This is a genomic window from Micromonospora sp. A200 (genome assembly GCF_029893845.1).
GTDB classification, from domain to species: Bacteria; Actinomycetota; Actinomycetes; order Mycobacteriales; family Micromonosporaceae; genus Micromonospora; species Micromonospora purpureochromogenes.
Window position 1 is genome coordinate 1 of record NZ_JARXXY010000019.1, and the last position, 23,097, is coordinate 23,097.

Annotated in this window: 20 protein-coding genes; 1 reads left to right on the top strand and 19 read right to left on the bottom strand. The window is 71.6% G+C overall.

Annotation, left to right across the window (positions count from 1 at the left end):
• From M2302_RS19355 to M2302_RS19395, 9 genes are all read right to left on the bottom strand, one after another.
• A partial coding sequence (locus tag M2302_RS19355) for a hypothetical protein (protein WP_280839257.1) occupies positions 1-1,127 on the bottom strand: 1,127 nt, incomplete at its 3' end.
• A gap of 214 nt (positions 1,128-1,341) precedes the next feature.
• Positions 1,342-2,148, bottom strand: a complete 807-nt coding sequence (locus tag M2302_RS19360) for a hypothetical protein (protein WP_280839258.1) — start codon at positions 2,146-2,148, stop codon at positions 1,342-1,344.
• The gene (locus M2302_RS19365) at positions 2,145-2,606 is read right to left on the bottom strand and encodes a phage tail protein (protein WP_280839259.1); all 462 of its coding nucleotides are present in this window, start codon (positions 2,604-2,606) and stop codon (positions 2,145-2,147) included. Before M2302_RS19365 ends, M2302_RS19360 begins: the two co-directional genes overlap by 4 nt.
• A gap of 40 nt (positions 2,607-2,646) precedes the next feature.
• Positions 2,647-5,028 carry a hypothetical protein gene (locus M2302_RS19370; RefSeq protein ID WP_280839260.1) on the bottom strand — a complete coding sequence of 794 codons (2,382 nt, stop codon included), beginning with the start codon at positions 5,026-5,028 and terminating at the stop codon, positions 2,647-2,649.
• Between the two features lie 9 nt (positions 5,029-5,037).
• Positions 5,038-6,855, bottom strand: a complete 1,818-nt coding sequence (locus M2302_RS19375; RefSeq protein ID WP_280839261.1) for a hypothetical protein — start codon at positions 6,853-6,855, stop codon at positions 5,038-5,040.
• A 2-nt stretch (positions 6,856-6,857) separates the two neighbouring features.
• Entirely contained in the window at positions 6,858-7,661 is an 804-nt protein-coding gene (locus M2302_RS19380; RefSeq protein ID WP_280839262.1) for a hypothetical protein, read from the bottom strand.
• 68 nt (positions 7,662-7,729) lie between these two features.
• Complete coding sequence (locus M2302_RS19385; RefSeq protein ID WP_280839263.1) at positions 7,730-9,019, bottom strand: hypothetical protein; 1,290 nt, start codon at positions 9,017-9,019, stop codon at positions 7,730-7,732.
• A gap of 42 nt (positions 9,020-9,061) precedes the next feature.
• Positions 9,062-9,391, bottom strand: coding sequence for a hypothetical protein (locus M2302_RS19390; RefSeq protein ID WP_280839264.1), 330 nt, complete (start codon positions 9,389-9,391; stop codon positions 9,062-9,064).
• 516 nt (positions 9,392-9,907) lie between these two features.
• Complete coding sequence (locus tag M2302_RS19395) at positions 9,908-10,561, bottom strand: response regulator transcription factor (protein WP_280839265.1); 654 nt, start codon at positions 10,559-10,561, stop codon at positions 9,908-9,910.
• Positions 10,562-10,943: 382 nt separating this feature from the next.
• Here M2302_RS19395 and M2302_RS19400 point away from each other — a divergent pair, with 382 nt between their 5' ends.
• Positions 10,944-11,282, top strand: a complete 339-nt coding sequence (locus tag M2302_RS19400; RefSeq protein WP_280839266.1) for a GerMN domain-containing protein — start codon at positions 10,944-10,946, stop codon at positions 11,280-11,282.
• Here M2302_RS19400 and M2302_RS19405 read toward each other — a convergent pair.
• The 10 genes from M2302_RS19405 to M2302_RS19450 form a co-directional block, all read right to left on the bottom strand.
• The gene (locus M2302_RS19405) at positions 11,223-11,720 is read right to left on the bottom strand and encodes a hypothetical protein (protein ID WP_280839267.1); all 498 of its coding nucleotides are present in this window, start codon (positions 11,718-11,720) and stop codon (positions 11,223-11,225) included. The genes M2302_RS19400 and M2302_RS19405 overlap by 60 nt on opposite strands.
• A gap of 34 nt (positions 11,721-11,754) precedes the next feature.
• Positions 11,755-14,505, bottom strand: a complete 2,751-nt coding sequence (locus M2302_RS19410; RefSeq protein WP_280839269.1) for a glycoside hydrolase family 38 C-terminal domain-containing protein — start codon at positions 14,503-14,505, stop codon at positions 11,755-11,757.
• On the bottom strand, positions 14,502-15,650 hold the full coding sequence (locus tag M2302_RS19415) for a Gfo/Idh/MocA family oxidoreductase (RefSeq protein WP_280839270.1): 1,149 nt from the start codon (positions 15,648-15,650) through the stop codon (positions 14,502-14,504). Before M2302_RS19415 ends, M2302_RS19410 begins: the two co-directional genes overlap by 4 nt.
• The gene (locus M2302_RS19420) at positions 15,647-16,558 is read right to left on the bottom strand and encodes a sugar phosphate isomerase/epimerase (protein WP_280839271.1); all 912 of its coding nucleotides are present in this window, start codon (positions 16,556-16,558) and stop codon (positions 15,647-15,649) included. Before M2302_RS19420 ends, M2302_RS19415 begins: the two co-directional genes overlap by 4 nt.
• Positions 16,549-17,757, bottom strand: coding sequence for a CehA/McbA family metallohydrolase (locus tag M2302_RS19425; RefSeq protein ID WP_280839273.1), 1,209 nt, complete (start codon positions 17,755-17,757; stop codon positions 16,549-16,551). Before M2302_RS19425 ends, M2302_RS19420 begins: the two co-directional genes overlap by 10 nt.
• A gap of 3 nt (positions 17,758-17,760) precedes the next feature.
• Entirely contained in the window at positions 17,761-18,897 is a 1,137-nt protein-coding gene (locus tag M2302_RS19430) for an ABC transporter ATP-binding protein (RefSeq protein ID WP_280839274.1), read from the bottom strand.
• A complete protein-coding gene (locus M2302_RS19435) occupies positions 18,897-19,775 on the bottom strand; it encodes a carbohydrate ABC transporter permease (protein WP_210778670.1) in 879 nt (292 codons plus the stop codon). The genes M2302_RS19430 and M2302_RS19435 overlap by 1 nt, the downstream gene beginning before the upstream one ends.
• On the bottom strand, positions 19,772-20,719 hold the full coding sequence (locus tag M2302_RS19440; protein WP_280839276.1) for a sugar ABC transporter permease: 948 nt from the start codon (positions 20,717-20,719) through the stop codon (positions 19,772-19,774). The genes M2302_RS19435 and M2302_RS19440 overlap by 4 nt, the downstream gene beginning before the upstream one ends.
• A complete protein-coding gene (locus tag M2302_RS19445) occupies positions 20,694-22,091 on the bottom strand; it encodes an extracellular solute-binding protein (protein ID WP_280839277.1) in 1,398 nt (465 codons plus the stop codon). The genes M2302_RS19440 and M2302_RS19445 overlap by 26 nt, the downstream gene beginning before the upstream one ends.
• Positions 22,092-22,241: 150 nt before the next feature.
• Complete coding sequence (locus M2302_RS19450; protein ID WP_280839278.1) at positions 22,242-22,979, bottom strand: GntR family transcriptional regulator; 738 nt, start codon at positions 22,977-22,979, stop codon at positions 22,242-22,244.
• Positions 22,980-23,097 lie beyond the last annotated feature (118 nt).

Consider the following 23,097-nt stretch of genomic DNA (forward strand, 5'->3'; position numbering starts at 1 on the left):
AGGCCGGCCACGAACCCGGTGATGGCCAGGAAGCCCGCCGCGATCATCGCCATCTCGCCGAGGTCGAACTTCGACAGCGTCGTCATCAACGTGGCGATCGAGTCGAAGAAGCTGTTCAGCTGCGGGACGATCTTCTCCAGGTCCGAGGTGACCTGCTGAAAGGCCAGGCCCAGGCCGGCCACGAACCCGGTGATGGCCAGGAAGCCCGCCGCGATCATCGCCATCTCGCCGAGGTCGAACTTCGACAGCGTCGTCATCAACGTGGCAATGGACTCGAAGAAGCTGTTCAGCTGCGGAACGACCTTCTCCAGGTCCGTCTTGAACTGCTGGAACGCCAGCCCCAGGCCGGCCACGAATGCGGTGATGGCCAGGAAGCCCGCCGCGATCATCGCCATCTCGCCAAGGTCGAACTTGGCGAGGGCGTTGATCAGCGGGATGAGCCCGAGCGACAGCAGTACGACCGCGGCCGCGGCCTTGAGGGCGCCGGCGCCGAACGTGGCCAGGGCCGCGCTGACTCCGAACAGGAAGGCGACGATGATCGCCAGTCCGAGGGCCAGCAGCCCGAGCAGTCCCAGCAGTTTCCACAGGTCGATATTGGCGAGCGGGTCGGCGCCGGTGACGATGATCTGGATGGTGCCGGTCAGCCCGATGCCCTGGTTCAGCTTGTCCAGGATCGCCTGCAGCAGGCCGATGATCATGGAGCCCATCCCGCTGACCTCGGTGGCGAAGGCGGCCACCAGGCTCTCGATGCGGGCGAGGCCCTCGATGATCTGGTGCAGGTGCAGGTGCGAGCGCCCATCCAGCCAGCGCATGTAGCGGATGTGGTCGAGCAGTTCAAGGAAGGTGTTGTAGCTGAAGTACGCCACCGCCCAGCGGGTGGCCTCGATGTTGTCGAGCAGGCTCTCGTTCATCACCTGGACCTTGAGGCGTCGGTCCGTGATGCCGTTGAACACGTCGACCACGTCGATGCTCAGCATCCGCAGCCCGTTGTTCAGCTCCAGCAGGTGCGCCTCGATCCGATCCAGGGGCGGTCGTACCACGTCGATGAGGCCGCTGCGCACGTACGCGCCGATGATCCGGGCGCTGTCGTCGGTCAGTGACAGCGAGATGGGTAGCAGGCCGTCCACAGCGAATCACCCTCCTTTCTGGTGCGACCGGGCGCTCAGTGCCGGGTCTGTGCCCGGGCGCGGTCCATTTCGGCCTTCTGCTCGGCGAGGACGTTGGCGAGGAGCCGTACGTACGCCTGCCGCTCGTCGATCTCCAGTCCCATCGCCTCCGAATAACTCCAGTGCAGGTGGTAACCGAGAGCGAAGATCTCCTGACGGAGCCGGTCGGTCTCGGTCAGCTCGGGGTAAAAAAACTGGTCAGGTCCAGCGAGGTCCGCATGGGCCGGCCACAGGTGCCGCAGTCGAACTCGCGACTGAGGTCGAGGCCTGGCATCTCCTCGCGGAAGGCCCGTTCGATGCGGCCGCGGTCGCCCATCGTGAGGTCCGAGAGGATCTTCGTGCCGAGCGCCTCCCGGCGGTTGTCGGGCATCTCCTCGCCGTCGCCGCTGACGCTGATCAGGCAACGCGCCAGCAACGCGTTGGTGCCCTTGGCCGCGTTGTCCTTGGCGATCAGCGACACGCGTTCCTCGTCGGAGCCGATCGGGAGCCGGAAGCGCAGTACGTCGTACCAGGCGTCCTTGGCCCGGTCGTCGTACCCGTCCTCCAGTTCCACCACGATCTCCGGGATACCGGTACCGTCGCTCAGGCGCACGGGGAAGGTGTCCAGATCCTCGACGACTACGGTGGTCTCCCGGCAGGACGGGCAGGTGTAGCTGGCCTCCAGCTCGGTGCCGAAGGTGAGTTTGCGCAGTTCCAGCAGCAGGAAGTTGCGGTCCGGCGAGGTGAGCGCGCTGATGAGCTGCCGGTTGACCTGGGTGATCTCACCGAGGCCGCGTACGCAGCCGTTGAGCAGTTCGGTGACCAGCTTCCCGCCGTTGGCGCGCAGCTTGCGGTCGGCGAGCAGGGCCTCTTCGTGCCCGGTCATCTTGCGCAGCTTGGCGGCGCGGTGCAGTCGCCCGTCCGGGTCGAGATGGCCGACGGGAAGCCGCACCTCGTACTCGCGGGCCCGGCGCGGCCGGGTCTCGACCTCGGTCACCGTCACGAGACACGCTCCAAGCCCTCGTGCTCGAGCTCGAGGGTCTGCTTGAACAGGCCCGAGGACCCGGCCTCGAGATCGGAGAACTTCGAGGATTTGACCCAGGCGCCGTAGAAGGCGAACCGGAGCACCTCCTGGCCGTTCTCGAGTTTGATGACCGCGCCGTTGCGGCGGACCGATGAGGTCTGGGTGTTCCCGGTGAGCTGGAACATCTCGCCGAACCAGTCCTTGAAGAACCCGTCAAAGCGACTGCCGTCCACGTTGCGTTCGATCACCAGCGCGTCGAACTTGATGATGCCGCTGGCGATCTTGTGCACCGTCGGGGAGCCGCCATCGGGCTGCTCGATCGCCTCCGTCATGCCCTCGTTGAGGCCGGTGACCTTCGTGACGGGGCATTGGGTGCCCTCGATTTCCACGAGAAAACCGTGCGTACGGTATGACTCCTGGAACGTCAGCTCTGCCATGCGTCTCTGCCTTCCTGTGTGCTCGTGCCGCGATCCGGGCTCAGCGATCGGCGGCGGTGGCGCCGCTGTCCTGCTGGCCGACGACGATGAGGATCGCCTCGGCGGGTTTGGCCGGGTAGAAATAGACCTCGAGGGTGAACAGCCCGTTGGAGACGTCCGGCGGGGAGTTGTTCTCGGCGTCGCACTTGACGGTGAAGACCTGTTCGGCGGGGTCGGATCCGAAGGCACCCTGGCGCCACAGTCCCAGCAGGAACGGCGTGACGACGTTGAAGCGCACCATTCGGCGCAGGGCCTCGTCGTGGGGTTCCTGGGCGACCCAGGTCAGCCCGTCCCGCAGCGAACTCTTGATGAAGTTGAAGAGCCTGCGGACGTTCACGAACAGCCATCGCGGATCGGTGGACAGGGTCCTGGACGCGTCGACGATGATGCCGGCCCCGGGCAGCGCCCGGATGCCGTTGACGCCGCCGTTTCGCACGAGGTCGGTGTGGTCGGCATCGGTCATGTCGTACTCGACGCCGAGGGCGTCGCCGAGCCTGGCCTCGTCCCCGGCGGGCGCCTTCCACACGCCGCGGGCGTCGGCGATGCGCGCGTACGTGCCGAGGACCTGCCCGACCGGCGGGATCCACACCAGCGGCTGCGCGGCGGCGGTTGCCACGTCGGGGTTGACGACCTGGATCCACGGACCGTAGAGGGCGCCGAAGACCTTCCGGCCGCGCAGGGCAGCCGCGTACGCCTTCGCTCCCTCCCGGTCGAAGTTGTAGGGGACCGTTCCGACGAACATCGCGTCGCCCCGACGTTCGCAGTACGCGATCGCGCCTGCGGCCACGCCGACCGAGGTGGTCTCGGGGCACGCCAGCAGTTGGATGGCGGCCCCGTTGAAGGCCTCGAGACCCGTGCGCAGCGAGGGGTCGCCGAGGAAGGCGGTGTCGGCCGGGTCGGCGCCGTCGGAACCACCAGTGAGCGGATAGATCCCGGTGGCCGGGGCGTCGAGGCCGACGCCGGAGGCGCTGTCGAGATCGGTGACCACCAGGTACGCCGAACCGCGCTGCGGGTCATTGACCACCGCTTCCACGTAGGAGTCGTGACCGTCGACCATGCTGACCGGCCCGAAGCGTTCCACCTCGATGCCGTCCCTGCGGACCACGAGGTCGAACTCGACGGTGGAGATCCGCACGGCGGGGGCCGGCATCGCCGGGAACGCCAGGGAGGCGCCCCAGCCGATGAGCCGGTACGTCTCCGAGGCCGCGGTGAGCTCACGGAAGGCCTGTGAACCGGCGACGGGGGTGGCGCCGGTGAGTCCGAGCGCGGTACGGGCGTCGCCGCCGGCCGCGGGGGCGGCCACGGCGATCGTGGAGCCGGTGCCGTCGCTGTTGGCCAGCAGCGCCAGCCGGTTGTTGTGGGTGATCTCGGCGCTGAAGGCCGTGGCCTGCCGGTTGATGGCGGCGACGACCTCGGCGACGGTGATCGCGGCGGGGCTGGCGAAATCACCGGTGTGGAACACGACCGTCTCACCGGGGCCGCCGTTGGTGGTCACCAGAATTCCCGCGCCGTCAGCGACAGTCGCCGCGACCGCGGCGGTGGAGATGACGTGGCCGCGGACGGCGAACCGCACGGCGGAGCCGACCCGGAATCCGCTTGCCGAGGACAGCGCCGCGACGGTCCGGCCCGCGGCCAGGGAGCCATCGCTGTTGGCGTTGGCGCCGGTGAAGCCGAGGCTCGCCGGGGCGGTGATCGCGAGGCGGGACCACACGCGCGGGTCGGTGGACACTGCGGCGACGGCGATGTGCCCGTCGGGGGTGACCGCGGCTCGTACCGCCGTGGTCTGCCGGTTGATCGCGGCGGCCACCTCCTGCGCCGAGGCGGCGCCGATGGTGGCGAAGTCGCCGGTGTGGAAGGTGACCGTGCTGACCTGGTCGGCGCCGCGGATGGTGACGGTGAACTGGGCGGTGGCGCCGTCGGTCACGGTGAAGGGTTCAGCGGTGGCGCCGACGGCCTGCGCGGGCACCGAAGCCACACCGAGGGGGTGTGCTTCGATGGCGACGCTCAACGCGTTGCCCCAGGCGCCGGGATCGGCGGCACCCCTGGCTCCGGCGCGCAGGCGCAGTGTCGGTACGGGCGTGCCGGCCCGGTCGTTGACGTCCGTCGTGGCCGGTACGGCGCCCGCGCCGACGACCCGGACCACGTACGCGGCTGAGCCGCCGTTGTCGAAGAAGCCGCGCACCGCGTACGCGCCGAAGGCGTCGGGTGTGTAGCCGCCGAAGTTGGCGACGAAGTCGGCGAAGCCGCGGATGCGTATCGCCCGGTCCGGAGCGCCGCGCTGGCTGCGGATGAGCAGCCCTGCGATGGAGGTGGGTGCGGATGTGATCGTCGGTGATGACTTGCCGTCGACTTCCACGACGGTGACACCGAGGTTGATGGTCATCAGGTACCCCTAGGCTTCCGTGGCGGAGCCGCCGCCGGGCTGCTGGCCGACGATGATCTGGACGGTTTCGGCCGGACGGACCGGGAAGAAGTAGACCTCCACCTTGAACAGCCCGAGGTCGACGTCGGATGGCGGGTTGTTCTCGGCGTCGCACTTGACGGTGAACACCTGCTCGGCCGGATCCGAGCCGAAGGCGCCCTGTCGCCACAACCCGAGCAGGAAGGGTGTGATCACGTTGAACCGGACCATCTTCCGCAGCGCCTCGGTGTGCGGCTCCTGCCGTACGAAGCGCAGTCCGTCCCGTAGGGAGGCCTTGACAAAGTTGAACAGCAGCCGGACGTTCACGTACTGCCAGCGAGTGTCGGTGGACAGGGTCCGCGAGGCGGCGACGGCGGGGCTGCGCCCACCGGGCGACACGATGCCGTTCGTGCGGCCGTTGCGGACCAGATCGTCGTGCTCGCCGGCGCTGAACCCCGCCGACAGCGCCAGGGCGCCGCGCACGGTGGCCGCGTCGCCGGCTGGGGCCTTGTGGATGCCCCGTTCCTGCTCGGTTCGCGCGTACACGCCCATGACGTGGCCGTCGGGCGGGACGAACCTGACCGGTGCGGGACCCACCCCCGCGGGGTCGACGACCAGGATCCATGGCGCGTACAGGGCCCCGTAGACCTTCGAGCCCTGGAACTGGGCCGAGTACGCCTTGACGGTCGCGGTGTAGTGGGCGACGGTCTCGGTGTAGTCCGAAGCGGATCGGGGAGTCACCCCGGCCGGGGAGCCACGGTCGGGCGCCGAGCCGACGTACATGCAGTCGCCGCGTGCGGCGGCGTAGTCGAGCGCGCCCCGGGTCACCACAACCCCGCCCGCCGCGGCGAGCAGGTGGGTGTCGGGCACGGCCAGCAGTTGCACGGCTGCGGTGTCCAGGGCGTGGAGGCCGGTGCGCGCGGCGGCGTCGCCGAGGATGTCGCCGGCCGCGGCGGCGTTCTCACTTCCTCCGGTGAGGGCGACCCCGCTGACGACCGCCGGGAGGTCGACGCCGGGTCCGGCACCGCTCAGGTCGGCCATCGTGACGTACCGGGAGCCGGTGACGGGATGGTTGAGGCGGTCGAGGACATAGTCGGCCGAGCCGGGCTGCATCGACAGGTTCGGCCAGGTCTCGACGACGTTGAAGGCGCCGGTCGCGGGGTCCTGCTGCCTGATGACCAGGCGGAACTCGGCAGTGGTGACGGCGACGCCCGCGGCGACGGCCTCACCGGTGGCGGCGCCGATCGTGACCATGCGAGTCGCCCGATCGACGGCCGTGACGACGCGGAAGAGCGTGGTCGTGGAGGCGACGCGCAGGACGGTGCCGACGTCGACGTTGGACGTGGAGGCCAGCTGGAGGGCGGTCGCGGTGGCGGTCGCGGCGGCGCTGGTGGTCGTGGTCGCCCCCGGGTCGTCGCGTACGTCGATGCGTAGCGCGTGCGCCCAGACTCCCGGGTCCACGACGCCGCGGTACCCGGAGGTGACGCGCAGGCTGGGGGCGGGGGTGCCCTGACGGTCGTTGAGGGTCGCCCCGGCCGGCAGGCTCCCGGCACCGGTGACGCGGACGATCTGTGCCTCGCGTCCGCCGTTGAGGAAGAACCCGGTGACCGACTGCGGGAGGTAGCCGTCGGAGTGGTGGCCGCCGAAGCGCGCGGCGAACTGGTCGAGGCTGGTCACGCGTACGGCCTGGTTCGGCACGCCCCGGCGGGTGCGTCCGACGAACGCCGCCACCGATGTGGGCGCGGCCTGCAGCGCGGGACTGGCCCGCCCGTCGACCTCGGTGACGTTCACCCCTACCTGAAGTGGCATCGCTACGACTTCCTTTCTGGCGACATCCGTACCGTTCCCTGCGCGACGAGGCGAAGGAGCGGGCCCTCAGCCGCCATGTCGCGGGCGACGACGAGGCGTCCGCGGGCTGGCAGCACACACCGGCCGGTGGGCAGCTGCAATTCGATGGGGGCCGAGGTGAGGTTTTCCACGACCGTGGTTTCGGCGGCCGGCCGGCAGACGAACCGGGCGGGTTCGGTCCGGTAGGGATCGCTGTGCGCGGCTTCGCCGGTGAAGCCGAGTACGGCTGCGGCATCGGGCAGGTCGCCGGCTGGTTCGGTGACAGTGAGTCGGGAGCCGACGCCCTGGGTGGGCGAGGTGATGTGTAGGCGCCCCTCGCCAGTGGCTCTGGCGACCTTGCGACGCAGTTGGCGGTTGATCCGCGCGGCGACGTCCTCGGCGGTCCACTGCTCGTGTTCTTCGTCGTCGAAGGTCACCTTGCGGGCCTTGCCGTCCACATGAACGGTCATGGAGGCCGCTGGCGGCAGCTCGTACGGCCCGCAGTGAACGCTGGTGAGACGGGCTGAGCCGGGACCCTGGCCGCTGGCGGTGACCCTCCCACCCGGGCCGAGCCCGAGGGCGGCGGCCGCGGTGGACGCCACCGGGTCCACGTCGAGGACCGTGGTCTCGCCCGTGTCGACCGTGGACAGCACGAGATTGCCCTCGGCATCCACGTCGCCGGTGACGCCGTCGAAGGTGCCGACAGCCTCGGCGAGGTCCTCACCGGTCGTCTCCAGATCTCCCCCGGGGGTGGTGGTCGCCCGTCGGAGATTCGTCCCGTCGAACACGAGGGTCTGCCACGGTCCGTCGTCGACGCGCAGAACGAGGGTGGCGCCCTCGGTGAGTCGGTAACTGGTCATATCCGCAGCACGATTCCTTCCTGGTCGTCGGGGCCGGGCACCGGCGGCGACTCCGGTCCGCTGGGATCCCACGGGGTGTCCAGCGGGCCGGACAGCACCTGTCCCTGCCGCGCCCACGGCACCTCGGCGCGTGCGCCCTGCTCGATGCGGGCGCCGATGTGCAGATAGATGGGGGCGGGTACGGCGCGGGCCCGGATGTCCAGCGGCGGTGGCAGCAGCGTCTGCACTGGCAGGACGGTGCCGTTGACCCGCAGGCCGGTGTCGACCCCGATGAGTCGCAGGATCTCCGTGCGCAACGCCAGTGAATGCCCGCGATGGCTCGCCGCGGGCAGGATCTGGTATTCGGCGAGGACGGGCCGCGGGGGCGGGCGCAGGCTGCACACCGTGAGCCCGTCCCGCACGCGGAACGAGTCGCGCTGCCGGATGTTCCAGCCTCGCTCGGGATCCTCGCGCTGATCCGTGAGCGTGATCAGCAGGACCGGATCGGGCAGCTCGCCGACGTCCGTGACCTCGGTGAACGGCGCCTCTTCGACGACAACAGGGGCCGTGACGGTGACGCTCGCCCCGGGACCCGTGGCCGCCGTCAGGGCGGGTTGAATGGTCAGGGTCGTGGTTCCCGCGACCTCGTCGTGCACCGCCTCGGTCACCGAGTGGCGCCCGCCCGCGCCATCGATCGCGATCCGGTTGCCGGCGTACAGTGCGCGATTGAGCCCGACGACGAGGGTGCCTGCGCCGGCCGCAGCGGGGTGCACCGGCAGCGCGGTCACGCCGGGCAACGGCAGCCCGTCGAGCAAGCCGGCCAGCGCCGCCTCCACATCCGACAGGCTCTGTTCGTGGACGGCCAAAAGCTCGTCGAGGTAAATCTCGAACGGCACGTTCGTCAGGACTCGCAGGGAGAACCAGGTGATCTGGCTGCGCCGGTCGCCGGCAATGCCGAAGCGGTGTTGCTCCCACGTGCGCCTGTCGTTGACTGGTACGAGCCAGCGGTGCTCTTCGCCGGGAGTGTCGAATGCGTCCTGATAGGACAATTCGAGCAAGAACGGCGCGGCCGGGGTGCCATCTGCGGGGCGGGACGCGTACGTCCACAGCCGCAATTCGTCGTACGCGCCCAGATCCAGCGGGGTCGGGGGGGCGAAGTGCGCGGCCGTACCGGCGGCCCCGGCCCGAGCCGTGAGCTGCAGACCTCCGGTGCCCTGTACCCGGAATGCGGTGACAGTGCTGTCGAGCAGGGCCGGGTCCGAGGACGGCCATGCTTGCTCGAAGCCGTGCACCAGTGCACTCGCCATGCGTTTCCCCTCAACTTCGCTGGGTCTCGTCGACTCTCTTCTTCACATGTCCGGGTCCTCGTTCGCGCGGATGGCCGCGGCCAGCTCGGCCGGTGTCGAGCAAGCGAACTCAACGAGGTGTGGGCGCAACCGGTAGCTCAGCGCCGTCCCCGCCCCGGTGAGGGCCAGGACCCGGATGTCCGGGTGTTGGTCCAGCAAATGCGTGGCAACACCTGGCAGCGCGCCGGCGACAGCCGCCACCACGACCACGTCCGCTCGCAGCGCGCTCGCGGCACGTAACAGCTCCGAAGGCCCGGCGGCGACCCCGATCAATTCCACGTCCGCCTGCCCGCCGACCGCGTCAGAAACGGCATCTCGCACCGTCGTCGGCAAGGCGCCGAGAAGTACACGAATAGATGGCACATCGGCCTCCTTTGCGAGGCACCCATCACGATACGGAGGGCGACAACGACAAAAGAATGGACCTTGATGTTCAATTAAGGACCAGTGCGCGGACTGGTCCTTTGGTACCAGCACCGGTGGCGCTTCGTCACCTTTCGAGGGCGTTCGGGCCAGGCTGACGAGCCGGCGTGGACCGTGTCGCGACTCGGGTCCGTCGAGTGAGGCACCGTGGGGACAGCTCGAACTGCCAGTCGTGCCAGGCGGTGCGGCCAAGGTCCGGCGGCGATGCGCGCGGCAGCCGCCACCCGCAGGTGCGTATCGGGGGACTTTTCTTGTCAGGTGCCGTTGGTGCGCGCGGCGGTGACTGCCATGGTCGCGAAGAACAAAGGAAGCTGCCGGCCATGCCGTGGCCGGCAACGTTCGAGGGGCTGGTCGCTCACCACATTGGCCGACCAGACTTCACCGACACCGTCTGCAGGCTCACCCGGCGATGACACATCCGCCCGATCAGCGGTGGGTGGCCCGCAGAAGGGCGGCCGCCTCGCCACGCCGATGCACCTTGAGCTTCTCCAGCAGGTTGTGCACGTGGTTCTTGACGGTGCGGATTTCTATGTTGAGCTTGCGGGCGATGTCCTTGTTGGACATGCCCTCATCGATGAGGCCGAGAATCTCACGCTCGCGCGTGGTGAGCCGGCTCGCCCCGGTCCGCACGCCCATGTCCCGCCCATGCTGCCCCATCCGGCGCACCAGGGCCGCAGCGACCGGGGGAGGGCAGGAGATCTCGCCGCGTCCCGCGGCCGCGATGACACTCAACAGCGCGTCGTACGTCTCGTGGCGCAGCAGGTAGCCGGTGACACCCGCCTCCGCGCACGCCACGACCTCGTCTTCGCTCCCGGAGACACCCAGCGCGACCACCCGAGTCCCTTTGGCCGAAGCGATCAGTTGCCGGCAGATGGCAAGGCTTCCCGCGGTCGCCATGCTCACCAGTACCACCCCGAAACCGTAGTTCGTCAGCTGGCGCAGGGCCTCCTCGCCGTCGGACGCTCCGGCCGCGTGTTCGATGAACGGTTGCGCCTCGAGGATGTTGATGAGCTGGTCGCGGAAGAGCCGTATGTCGTCGACAACGAGGACTCGCACAGGGGTCTCATCGGAATTAATCATCACTTTGATGCTCCCCGGCCCGAACAGGCATAGCCGTCAGCATTACGTATATGAAATAGCCGGGTGCGCCGACGCGCAAGGCCTGTGACGCCTTGGCGACATGCCCTGTGCCACTGCCCTCATCGAAGGGTCTCTAACAAGATCTAACGAACCGATGCCGATCAGCGCCATCAGTAAGATATCGGATGTTTCGGTCCGGCATGAGATCCTGATACTCCAGCCGGAAATGTTGATTTGAGCTGAACGTCACCGTCGCGCTGCACCCTTCTACCTGGCCAGCGGGCAAATCGGGGGATGTCGCATCGGCTGAACAGCCGCGGGCGGCTTGACGAATAACTGGTGTCTCGTCGGGTAGGCGGCTGCGACACGCGAGGAGTGCCACATGACCGTCACCGTTCCCGACGTGATTGTCCGCTACTACCAGCTCACCGGCGAACCCGACATTGACGCCTTGGTCTCCTGCTTCACCGACGACGCGAGCGTGATGCTGGCCGGCAGCCAGGCCCAAGTCGCGGTGAACGAGGCCGCCGACGACGCCGGCCGCAGCGACGAGGTTCTCGCCTACGGGCAGATCGTCTGCACCCTCACCAGCCGCCACGAGGTGACGACGGTGGCGTTCCTGCGTGACGGGGCGCCTCTCGGCGTGCCCCGGGCCGACGGGTCACTCGCCGTGCAACCGCTCACCCGCGCCGACTATGCCCCACTCATCAGCCGACGGTGACCCTGTCGGCGGTGGCGCCGAGGCCCGCACTGCGACAGGCGTGACGGCCGGCGTCGCCCGCCGCCTGGCCGGGTGGGCCGTACTCCGACCGTGCCGGGAGCCGGCGGAGGCGGTCGAGCGGGTCCGGGCACCGCGAGGCGCGGCGGCGTCGTACTGCTGCTGCGCCTCCAGGTCGCGGGCCAGTTGCACGGCGACGGCGACGGCGACCGGGTCGGCCGGTGCGGCTTCCTGCCGGGCCGGCCGGTCGAGGCGATGGGTGGCGACCGCCACCGACGCCACGAGGGCCACCACCCCGACGGACACCGCCCGCCAGGCCCGACGGGCGGCCCGGGCGCCCGAGGCCGCGGCAGTGTCCGCCCCGGGTACGGCCCGGCGCGCGTGGGGACGCAGCGTCCGGCGGGCGGCGTACCCGCCGCCCAGCAGGGCCAGCACGGGCACGCCCCAGAGCACCCGTCGAGGTCGCGCTCGCCGCTCAGGCCAGGTCGAGCTGCACCGTGGCGATCTCCCAGGCGCGCAACGGCAGGCGGACCAGGCCGTCGGCGTCGACGCTCAGCCGCTCGCCCGGCCGGCCGAGCAGGTCGGCCCGCCACGCCCCCCGGACAACCCGCCCGGCCCCGATGACCGCGCCGGTGTCGGTCGGGGTCTCGGCCACCACCCGCACCTCGACCCGGCCCTGCCGGTCCCGGACGCTGGTGAGCGCCACCCCCGGGCCGGTCACCGACAGGCCGGTGGCCGGGGTCGGCAGGGCGACGGACGGCTGCGCCGTGCCGGCGAAGGCCAGCGGCTCGTGCCGGTACGCCTCGGCCGCCTCGGTCACCCCCGCGCCGTGCCACTCGCCCCGGAACGGCAGCACCGCCAGCTCGACGGTCCGCTCGCCCCGGCACTGCGCCGACGGGGTGGGCAGCTGCGGGCCGGCCGGCTCGTCACGCAGCGCGTGCCGGTTGCGCGACAGCATCCCGATCGACCGCAGCACCGTCACGGCCAGCTCGCGCCCGGAGTCGGTCAGCTGGTACTCGGTGGGCTGGGTCAGCAGCACCGCCAGCGCGCCGTCCGCCCCGCCGGCGGCCACGAACCCGGACGCCGGGAACGTCGGCAGCGGCACCTCACCCCCGCCGCCCTCCGCGGTCAGCCCGCGCTCCACCACCGCGAACTGGCCCTCGGCGTACGACGTGCGGGCCGGGGACGGCAGCGGCAGGTGCAGCCGCACCCGATGGTCGTCGCAGCGGTTGTCGAACTCGAGCCGCAGCCGGGCGAACCGCTCGCCGGAGCGCAGCTCGACCCGGGTGGTGACCACCACGGCCTCCCGGTCCACCGCGCGGGAGCCGGCGTCCACGTCGGCCGCCACCGGCCAGCGGTACTCGCGCACCACGTCCACGACGGCCACCAGCGGACCCGCGTGCCGCACCACCGTGCGTACCGCGCGGGGCTTGTCGACCAGCTCGTCGGCGGTTGGCGGGGCGTAGTTGTAGCTGTCGCCCACGTCGCCGCCGTCGACGATCCGGCCCACCCCGTCGACGGTGACGCCGTCCGGGGTGGACAGCCGCAGCGTGCCGTCCTCGGCGACGTCGACGCGCAGCAGTCCGTTGTCCAGGCTCCGGTCGGCGACGGTGACCGGTCCGGGCACCGGGGCGGCGCCGGCCGGCAACGGCACCGGCCGCACCGCTGCGTGGCCGAGCGCGGGCACGTCGACCAGCGCGGCCACGGTCAGCCGCGGCGCGGCGACGATGCGGACCCGCCAGTGGTCCGGCCGGCCGGCGTCGGCCAGCGCCAGGCGGACATCCGCCACGTCGAAGGCGGGGTCGCCGTGCCGGGCCACCTCGAAGGTGAGGGTGGCGTCGGCCGGCGACACCGACCACCGGGTGACCTCCTGGCCGTAGAGCTCCCGGCCGTGCACCCGGTTGAGCACCCCGGGCAGGTCGACGGCCGGCACCAGGTCGTCGGCGAGCAGCGTCCGGGCCCGGTCGAGGACCTGCGCGCCCACCGTCGTGCCGTCCGCGCCGGCCAGCCCCACCGCCGCGCCGTCGGGCGCCTCGACGTCGAGGCGCACCAGCGCGGTCCGGGCGGTCGGGCCGGGGTTGAACACCAGGTACCCGTCGCGCGGCACGGCGGCGGCCAGCCGGGCACCCACCAGATCGCAGACCGCCCGGCCGAGCTGGTCGGCCTCGGCCAGCCGGGCGGCCACCTGCTCGGCGGTCTCGTCGCAGCCGCAGCCGGTCACCGAGTCGTGGCAGCTCGCGTCGATCAACCGGGTCCACGCCATGTCCAGGAAGCGCTGCACCGACGGGTCGTGCCAGAGCGCGGCGAGGGGTTCGGCGTACCGCTCCACCCGGCGCTCGGCGCGGCCCATCGCCTGCTTCAGATGGGCGCGTACGGAGATCACGCCGGGCAGGATGTTCGCCCGGGCGTGCGAGCGCAGCTCCCCGCGTACGGTGGGCAGCCCGTCCACGGTGGTCGGCTGGGCGGCGAAGTACTCGGCGAGCGTGCCGAGCCGGAACCGGATGCCGTCGACGTCAGCGGCGGCGAGCAGGTCGGGGGCGTCCGGGGCCGGCGCGGCGTGGTCGGTGCCGTACATGGCCAGGGTCGGCCCGCCCGCGCCCTCGGATCGCCAGCCGCCGAGCCGGTCGGCCAGGTCGGTGGCCCGGCGGGTGACCAGCGCGGCGTCGTCCATCAGGCCGGCCGCGTTGCCGTACCCGCCGGGCAGGTACTCGGTGCGCACCGTGGTGCCGTCCGGCGCCTGCCAGGCGAACGCGTGGGTGCGGACCCGGTCGGGTACGCCGCGGAACACGCAGGCGTGGGCCAGCCCGGCCCCGGCCAGCAGCTGCGGCATCTGCGCGATGTGGCCGAACATGTCGGGCAGGTAGCCCACCGGCATGGCGCCGCCCAGCTCCGCGCTGCGGGTCAGCCCGCGCTCCAGGTTGCGGACGATGTTCTCCCCGGAGCAGAGGAACTCGTCGAGCAGGATCTGCCACGGCCCGACCGCCAGCCGTCCGGCGCGGACCAGGGCGATCACCTGCTCGCGCCGCTCCGGGCGCACCTCCAGGTAGTCGTCGACCGCGGCGAGCTGCCCGTCGAGGGTGAACCGCTGCCGCTCGTCGCGTTCCATCCGGTCGAACACGTCGTCCAGCAACGCCACCAGCCGCAGCCGGAACCGCTGGAACGGCTCGTACCACTCCCGGTCCCAGTGGGTGTGCGGCACGACGATGATGTCGGTCGGTCGTGTCATGAGCTGGCCGCCTCTCCGCCGATCGCCGCCCCGGTCAGCTCACCGAAGCGGCGTACCACCTGTTGGCTGGTCCGTACGTCGGTCGCGCCCTCGGCGATCCCGGTCAGCGGCGGCGCGCCCGCGGTGACCATCGCGTGGAAGGCGACCAGCTCCTGCTCGAACGCCTCGGTCACCGACCGGAACGCCGCCCGCCGCTCACCGCCGCCGTGCGCCTCCACCAGGGTCAGCGTGGTCGGGGCGTTGAGCAGGTACGGCGACGGGAAGACCAGTTCCAGCGAGCCCCGGGCGTGGTGCAGGGTCACCGTCTCCCGGTAGGCCGGGTAGTCGGGCAGGTTGAGCCAGCGGATGCCGTAGCGGGCCCCACCCGACAGCCGCCCGCTGATCTCCACCGACGGCTCCGCCGGCCCGTCCGGCGCCAGCGGCCAGGTCGCGACGTGCTCCACGGTGGCCGGCGCGCCGGTGAAGAGCCGCAGCAGGGACAGGTCGTGGGAGATGCTGTTGATCAGGATCTGGTAGAGGGTGCGCGCGCCCGGGTCACCGCCGACCGCGGCGTCGAGCAGCGCGGCGTCGGCGGCGCGCAGCCGGGCCACCTCGGCGAACGGCACGTCGGCGGGGGCCGGTGGCAGGTTGGCGAAGGCGAGCTGCCCGTCGCCGCCGGCGTGCAGCACACTCACCTCCACGGCGTGGACCCGCTCGGCCCCGCCCCACTCGTCGAGCAGCCGGGCGGCCTCGGCCACCGCCGGGTCGTACTGCTTCATGTAGCCGACCATCAGCGCCGGCGCGCCGCCGCTCAGCTCGGTCAGCCGGGCCGCCTCCGCCAGGGTGTAGGCCAGCGGCTTCTCGCAGAGCACCGGCAGGCCCGCGCGCAGCGCCGACGCGGCCAGCTCACCGTGTGAGCCGGAGGTCGCCAGCAGCAGCGCGTCGTACCCGCCGTCGGCCAGCATCGCGGCGGCGTCGGTGTACCGGCGGCCCGGCTCGACCCCGTACCGGCCGCCCAGCTCGGCCACCCGGGTGGGGGAGAGGTCGCCGAGCGCGACGATCTCGAACAGGTCGCCGCGGCGTTGCAGCAGCGGCAGGTGCACGGTACGGGCGATGATGCCGAGCCCGGCGACCGCGATCCGGATCCGCTTGCCCGGTTCGGTCATCGCAGCGCCTCCTCGAGCCAGCGCCGGTTGGCGCGCTGGCCGGCCAGCGTCCGGTCGAGGTCCCGTCCGTGCGCCGGCGCGTCCTGTTCGATCACCAGCCAGCCGGTGTACCCGATGGCGTCGAGGCCGGCGAGCACCCCGGCGAAGTCGACGTCGCCGGCTCCCAGGGCGCAGAAGCCACCGGCGGCGACCACGTCGGCCAGGCCACCGCCGGCCGCCCGGACCCGCTCGTGGACAGCCAGGTCGGCGTCCTTGAGGTGCACCTGCCCGATCCGGCCGGCCCACCGGCGGACCGCCGCGATCGGGTCTCCGCCGGCCAGCAGCAGGTGCCCGGTGTCCAGGCAGACCGCGATGTCGGTGAGTTCGAGCAGCCGGTCGGCCTCGGCCTCGGTCTCCACGTCGGTGCCGAGGTGGTAGTGGAACACCGGTTCCAGTCCCCGGTCCCGGCACCGGTCGGCGGCCTGCTGCACCCGGGCGGCGAACTCCGGCCAGGCGGTGGCCGGCAGCACCGAGGTGAGGTCGGGCGGCGTGCCGGGCCGGGCCATCCGGCCGGGGTTGCCGGGGCAGGCCAGCGTGGGTCGGGGGGCGAACCGGGGGTCATCGGCCGGGACGGCGGTGAAGGCGTCGAGCGCCGCGTCGAGCTGGACCAGGTCCGCGCCGAAGCCGTCCGGGTCGGCGTAGCGCAGGTCGACCCAGCCGCCGGCGAGCCCGATGCCGGTCGCCGCGAGCCGGCCGGCCAGCGCCTCGCCGGTGCCGAGGTAGCCGATCGGTCCGGAGTCCACCCCGTCGTACCCGTCGCGGGACAGGGCCGCGAGCAGGTCGTCCGGGGCGAGGAGCGTGTCGTCGTGCTGGTAGATGCCGTGGTTGACCGGTGCGCCGGCCACCCGGGTACGTCCGCTCAGCTGCACAGTGCGACCACCTCCATGCGGTGCGATTCCAGGACGTGCAGGCCGTCGCCGGCCGGGAGCCGGCACCGGTCGCCGCGGACGACGCGGTGGCTGCCGTCGGGGTGGCCGAGCAGCATGCCGTCCGCGTCGAGGGCGAGCAGTTCGTCGCCGAGGCGCAGCAGCAGTGGCGCGCCGGGGCTGGCGGACACGGCGGTACGACCGGCCCGCAGCGCGTCGAGCACGGCGGCCTGCGGCTCGCGGTCGTCGTCGACCAGCAGCCAGGTGGTGGGGGAGCCGGGCGGCGCGTCGTCGCCGGGGCGGTGGAAGTCGCTGCCCCCGATCGGCACCACGTCCGGGCGCCAGGCCCGCGCCCAGGCCAGCGGGGCGCCCCAGGTGCGGTCCCACCAGCCGGAGTGCCACACCTCGGCCAGCCGGGTACGCGTGGTCAGCGGCTGCCGCCAGGCGCAGTCCCCGCCGAGGGGGTGGTTGACGGACATCAGCCCGCCGGCCCGCTCCGCGCCGGCCAGCCACTCGTCGGGCGGCTGCCGGAAGTCGACCCAGCCGACCGGGCCGAACACGTTGGCGTGTCCCCGGTCGGTGGTCACCTCCTGCCCGGGCAGCAGGGTGAGGCCGTACCGGGCCGAGGCGGCGGGCAGCCACGGGTGGTGGCTGACGGTGTTGTGGTCGGTGACGGCGAGGAAGTCCAGGCCCCGGGCGGCGGCGAGGGCGGCCAGCTCGTCGATGGTGGCGGCGCCGTCGCTGTGCACGGTGTGCGCGTGCAGGTCCCCGGCGATCCAGCGCCGGCCGTCCACGCCGGGCAGCGCGCGGCGGGGCGGGCGGTCCGGGCGCGGTGGCGCGGCCGGCGGCGTCGGGGCGTCCGGCCCGGTGGTGCTGGTGGTGGCGGTGACCTCGTAGCTCAGGCCGTCCGGTGGGATGCGGTGCAACCGGAGCAGCACCTGCCATTCGCCGGGTTCCAGCTCACCGGGCAGGTAGCCGGGGGTGGCCCAGTCGGCGGCCACGGTGTAGCCGTCGCGGGCACCGCCGGACCAGCCCCGGAAGCCGGCCGGCCCGAGGCAGCCCAGGTCGAGCACCCCGGCCTGCCGGGGATAGTCGAGTCGTACGGTGAGCGCGGCGGTGCCCGGCGGCACGGTGACCGGCAGGGTCCGCAGCACGCTCTCGGCGCGGTCCGCCAGCGTCCACCTACCCCGGTGCACCGCCATGGCTCACTGCTCCGCGCCGGTACGCGCGGCGGGCACGGCCGTCGCCGCTCCGCTCACCAGCTCGCCGTCCCGGTAGAGCAGTGACCGGCCGGGCCGGGGCACCACCCAGCCGGTGTCACCGGGCTCGGGCTCGCGCCCCTCCGGCACGACGACCTGGACGCTGGTCCCCGCCGCCCCGGCGACGTCCCCGCCGGCCACGTCCAGGGAGACCAGCGAGAAGCTGCCCAGGTTCTCCACCACGACCACCTGCCCGCTCAGCGCCCCCGGCACCGGTTCGGCGGAGTAGTCCAGGTACTCGGGACGTACGCCGTAGACGAGCTTCTCGCCGGCGCTGACCCGGTCCCGGACGTCGTCCGGCATCGGCAGCCGGGTGCCGGCGACGGCCAGTTCGCCGTCCTGCGCCTCGGCGTCGACGAGGTTCATCGGGGTGGAGCCGATGAACCCGGCGACGAAGGTGTTGGCGGGGCGGCGGAACACCTCGGTCGGGGTGCCGACCTGCCGGATCCGGCCGCCCTCCATGACGGCGATCCGGTCGGCGAGGGCGAGCGCCTCGGCCTGGTCGTGGGTGACGAAGACGGTGGTGACGCCCAGTTCGCGTTGCAGCCGCTTGAGGAAGGTACGCGCCTCCAGCCGCAGCCGGGCGTCGAGGTTGGACAGCGGTTCGTCGAGGAGGAAGACCTGCGGGTGGCAGGCCATCGCCCGGGCGAGCGCGACCCGCTGCTGCTGCCCGCCGGAGAGCTGCCCCGGGCGGCGTTGCAGCAACGCGGACAGGCCCAGCTCGTCGGCGGTCTCCGCCGCCTTCTCCGCCCGGCCGCGACGGTCCATCTTCTTGATCCGCAGCGGGTAGGCGATGTTCTCCTGCACGGTCATGTGCGGGAAGAGCGCGTAGTCCTGGAAGACCATCGCCACGTCCCGCTTGCCGGGCGGCAGGTTGGTCACGGTGCGGTCGCCGATGTGCACGTCGCCGCCGGAGGCGACCTCCAGCCCGGCGATGGTGCGCAGCAGCGTGGTCTTGCCGCAGCCGGACGGCCCGAGCAGCGCGAAGAACTCGCCGTCGGCGATCTCCAGGTCGAGGGCGTCCAGGGCCCGCACCCCGTTGGGGTAGACCTTGGTCAGGTCGCGCATGGTGATGGCGGACATCAGCGCTTGATCCCTCCGTGGAAGCGGAATCCGTACCGGCTGCTGACGAAGACGAACATGAGCGCCACCGGCAGCGAGTAGAGCAGCGAGAACGTGGAGAGCAACCGCAGGTCGGCCTGGCCGCCCTCGGTGTAGAGGGTGTACATGATCACCGCGGCGGGGGCCTTCTCCGGCCCGCGCAGCAGCAGGAACGGCACCAGGAAGTTGCCCCAGACGTTGGCGACCGCCCACACCCCGACGGTGGCCAGGCCGGGGCGGACCAGCGGCACCACGATGTGCCGCATGATCTGCAACGGGCTGGCGCCGAAGACCCGGGCGGACTCCTCGTAGGACGTCGGGGTGCCGTCCATGAAGTCCTTGAGGATGAAGATCGCCGCGGGCAGCAGCCCGCCGGTGAGGATCAGGATGACGCCGAGCCGGGAGTCGATCAGGTTGAGCCGGAACGCCAACTCGAACAGCGGCACCATGGTCGCCGTGCCGGTGACGATCGACGAGAGCAGCAGCAGCCCGTAGAGCAGCGCGTCGCGGCCGGGCACCCGGACCCGGCTCAGCGCGTACGCGGCCAGCGCCCCGAACGTCACCACCAGCGCCGCCGTGCCGCCGGCCAGGTAGACGGAGTTGAGCAGCGAGCTGAGCGCGTACGGGTTGTCGAGCAGCGCCCGGAAGTTGTCCAGGGTGAACCGCGGCAGCGACGCGGTGATCGTCGGAGTGTCGTCGAACGGGGCGGTGGCCAGCCAGAGCAGCGGCAGCGCGAAGAACCCGAGGACGGCGCAGAGGAAGGTGTAGCGGGCGACCCGGCCGAGCAGGTGCCGGACGGCTTCCGTGCCGGCCTTCGGGTCGGTGGTCGGCGCGGGCGCCGTGCTGGTCGCGCTGCTCACGTCGTCTCCTTCCGCCGGCCCAGCATGCGCAGGTAGACCAGCGCGATGACCAGGTTGATCAGCAGCATGACGAACGAGATCGCGGCGCCGAAGCCGAGTTCACCGCCGGAGAGCGCCACCTTGTAGACGTAGACCGGGAGGATCTCCGAGCGCTGCTCGGGGCCGCCGGCGGTGATGAGGAACGGCGCGAAGTCGTTGAACGTCCAGAGGCTGATCAGCAGCAGATTGGTCAGCACGTGCCCGCGGATGCGGGGGAAGACCACGTCGCGCAGTTGCTGCCAGGTGGACGCGCCGGCCAGCCGGGCGGTCTCCAGGTGGGAGCGGGGCACGTTCTCCAGGGCGGCGGCGTAGAGCATCATCGAGAACGCGGTGCCGCGCCAGGTGTTGAACACGATGATCGACAGCATCGGGTGGTCGAGCAGCCAGGCCGTGCCCGGAATGCCGAGCAGCGTGTTGAGGGTGCCACCATCCCGGTCGAGCAGGGCGATCCAGAGGAAGGCCACCACCGAGCTGGGCAGGATCCAGGAGAGCAGGACGAACGCCTCGACCACCCGGCGCAGCGGGCCGCGCCGGTCGCGCAGCGCGAAGGCGATGGCGAAGCCGAGCCCGGCCTGGCCGATGACCGCCGAGCCGAGCACGAACTGCAGGGTCAGCACCAGCGAGGAACGGAACCGCTCGTCGCTCAGGGCCCGGGTGTAGTTGTCCAGGCCGACGATCTCCGGGTTGGCGGCGGCCAGGCCGGTCAGCCGGTAGTTGGTGACGCCCAGGTAAATCGTCCAGGCGGCCGGCACCACGAGGAAGAGCAGGATCAGCACCATGCTGGGCACGAGGAACCCGGTGGCCCGGGCCCGGCCCAGGCCGGCGGCGTCGGGGGCCGGGGAGGCGCCCGTCTCCGGGCGCCTCCCCTCCACCACCTGGTCAGGAGGTGACGTTACCTGCGCCACCGACAATCCCTTCCAGCTTCTTCTGGTACGCCCCGGCGGCCTCGTCGGCGCTCCGGCCCGACGCGGCGGCGGCGGTCGCCTCCTGCAGCGCCACCGACACCTGCGGGTACACCGCCAACGGCGGCCGGTACGCGGTGACCGGCAGCACCTTCTCGGTGACGAAGCTCAGCATCGGGTCGCCCGCGAGGACCTCCTTGTTGACGTCCATCCGCGCGGTGATCCGTGCCTCGCCGGCGAGTTCGGCCTTGACCGCCTCCGCCGAGTGCATGAACGACAGCAGCTCCCAGGCCTGGGACGGGAACTTGGAGTTCGGGTTCAGCACCCGTACGCCGCCGCCGGACATGCTGACGAAGTCCTGCCCGCGGATGCCCGCGCCGGGCTGCTTGGCGGGGATCAGCGCGTACCCGACGGCGGTGTCCCGGTCGGCCATCTTGGCGATGCCGGTGCTCGGGTTGATGACGCTGCGCCAGAAGTAGTCGCCCTCGGCCAGGATGCCGATCTTGCCGGCGGCGAACTCCGCGAAGGACTTGTCGCGCCCCTTCGCCTCCTGTTGCAGCTTGGGATCGCCCAGGCCGCCGCCGTAGATCTTCGTGTAGAAGTCGAGCGTGTCCTTGACCGGCTGGCTGGCCCCGGCCCACTTGCCGTCCTTGTAGATCTCGCCGCCGGCGCCGACCAGCAGCGGCAGCGCGCCCTGCATGGAGGTCGCCTCGCCCATCGCGGTGCCGGCGTTGATCTGGATCGGGGTCACCCCGGGCAGCGCCTTGAGCTTGGCGCCGGCGTCGAGGAGCTCCTGCCAGCTCTTCGGCTGCCAGTCGGCGGGCAGGCCGGCCTGGGCGAAGAGCTTCTTGTTGTAGTAGAGGACGCGGCCGTCGGTGCCGAGCGGGATGCCGTAGCGCTTGTCCTCGAAGCTGCCGAGGCCCTGCACGGTCTCCGGGATCTGCGACCAGCCGTCCCAGGAGTTGGCCTGGTCGCCGGCCACCTCGGACAGTGGCTTGAGGTAGCCGGCCTGGACGAACTCGCCCACCCAGATGCCGTCCACCGCGATGACGTCGGCGCCGCCCTTGGAGCGCAGGTCCAGGGCCAACTTGGTCTTGTACTGCTCGTCGTCGACGCCGCTGGGCACGAACGTCACCTTGGCGGTGACGCCCTTGGCCTTCTGCGCCTCGACGAACCGGGGGATGACCCACTTCTCGATCCACTCCGCTCCGGCGGAGTTCTTGCCGCCCATGATGGAGTTGGCGGAGATCGTGAGGGTGATGTTCTTGGCGTCCTTGCCGGCCGGCTCGGACGAGTCGCCGCAGGCCGTGAGGCCCAGGGCAAGGGTGGTGAACGCGGCGAGCACGCCCGCTGCGCGTCTCGGCTTGGATGTCATGGGCTGCTTCCCTTCGCAAGGAGACTTCGAAGAGACTCGCGGGTCGCCCGCCGGCCGCACGTCCGCCGCCGGCGGTGTTTGCGGCCACAATGTCATGACAGCCTGACGACGTAAATACCTGTCACTGAAATGAGCCCGAAACATCCACCGTCACCGCTCGGCGACGGTCACCTCGAGGGAGTAGCGGCTGGCCCGGTAGAGGTGTGCGCCGTGCTCCACGTACCGGCCCTGGTCGTCGTAGGCGGTGCGAGTCATGGTGAGCAGGGGCGCGCCGCGCCGCTCGCCGAGCATCTGCGCCTCGGCGGCGGTCGCCGCCCGCGCGCCGATCCGCTGGTGGGCGCCACGGATGCGCATGCCACCGGCGCGCAGGATCGCGTACAGGCCCTTGGCCTGCAACGCGTCCATGCTGAGCCGGACCAGGTCGGGCGGGAGCCAGTTCTCCATCACCGCGAGGGGTTCCCCATCGGAGAACCGCAGCCGGCGCAGGTGCTGCACCTCGCTGCCGGCCGGTACGCCGAGCGCGGCGGCGACCTCGGCCGGGCAGGCCACGGTGGCCAGTTCGAGCACCGAGGTGGACGGCTGCTGGCCGGCGCGCAGCAGGTCGTCGTGGAGGCTGGTCAGCTCCACCGCCCGGCGCACCTCGCCGCGCACCACCTGGGTGCCCACTCCGCGGCGGCGCACGATCAGTCCCTTGTCGACCAGGTGCTGGATCGCCTGTCGCACGGTCGGGCGGGACAACCCGAGCCGGTCGGCGAGCTGCAACTCGCTGTCCAGCCGGTCGCCGGGCGCCAGGTCGCCGCGCTGGATCGCCGCGGCGAACTGCTCCGCGACCTGGAAGTAGAGCGGGACCGGGCTGCTCCGGTCGACCGCGATCTCGGGTCCGGTCACGGCACCTCCTCGCTGGGCACGAGCGGGATCTCGGGGCACGATGATGGGCGCCACTGTACCGAAGTGGTCACCGAACGCAGAGGGCGGATGTCATGACAACACATTGACAGAACTCGTA

Bases quoted from the DNA above. Each gene is read 5' to 3' on its own strand.
- M2302_RS19415 (WP_280839270.1), bottom strand. From the start codon at position 15,650: ATGACCGAACCGGGCAAGCGGATCCGGATCGCGGTCGCCGGGCTCGGC.
- M2302_RS19445 (WP_280839277.1), bottom strand. From the start codon at position 22,091: ATGACATCCAAGCCGAGACGCGCAGCGGGCGTGCTCGCCGCGTTCACC.
- M2302_RS19365 (WP_280839259.1), bottom strand. From the start codon at position 2,606: ATGGCAGAGCTGACGTTCCAGGAGTCATACCGTACGCACGGTTTTCTC.
- M2302_RS19400 (WP_280839266.1), top strand. From the start codon at position 10,944: ATGACCGTCACCGTTCCCGACGTGATTGTCCGCTACTACCAGCTCACC.
- M2302_RS19375 (WP_280839261.1), bottom strand. From the start codon at position 6,855: ATGCCACTTCAGGTAGGGGTGAACGTCACCGAGGTCGACGGGCGGGCC.
- M2302_RS19395 (WP_280839265.1), bottom strand. From the start codon at position 10,561: ATGATTAATTCCGATGAGACCCCTGTGCGAGTCCTCGTTGTCGACGAC.
- M2302_RS19410 (WP_280839269.1), bottom strand. From the start codon at position 14,505: ATGACACGACCGACCGACATCATCGTCGTGCCGCACACCCACTGGGAC.
- M2302_RS19430 (WP_280839274.1), bottom strand. From the start codon at position 18,897: ATGTCCGCCATCACCATGCGCGACCTGACCAAGGTCTACCCCAACGGG.
- M2302_RS19370 (WP_280839260.1), bottom strand. From the start codon at position 5,028: ATGACCATCAACCTCGGTGTCACCGTCGTGGAAGTCGACGGCAAGTCA.
- M2302_RS19385 (WP_280839263.1), bottom strand. From the start codon at position 9,019: ATGGCGAGTGCACTGGTGCACGGCTTCGAGCAAGCATGGCCGTCCTCG.
- M2302_RS19425 (WP_280839273.1), bottom strand. From the start codon at position 17,757: ATGGCGGTGCACCGGGGTAGGTGGACGCTGGCGGACCGCGCCGAGAGC.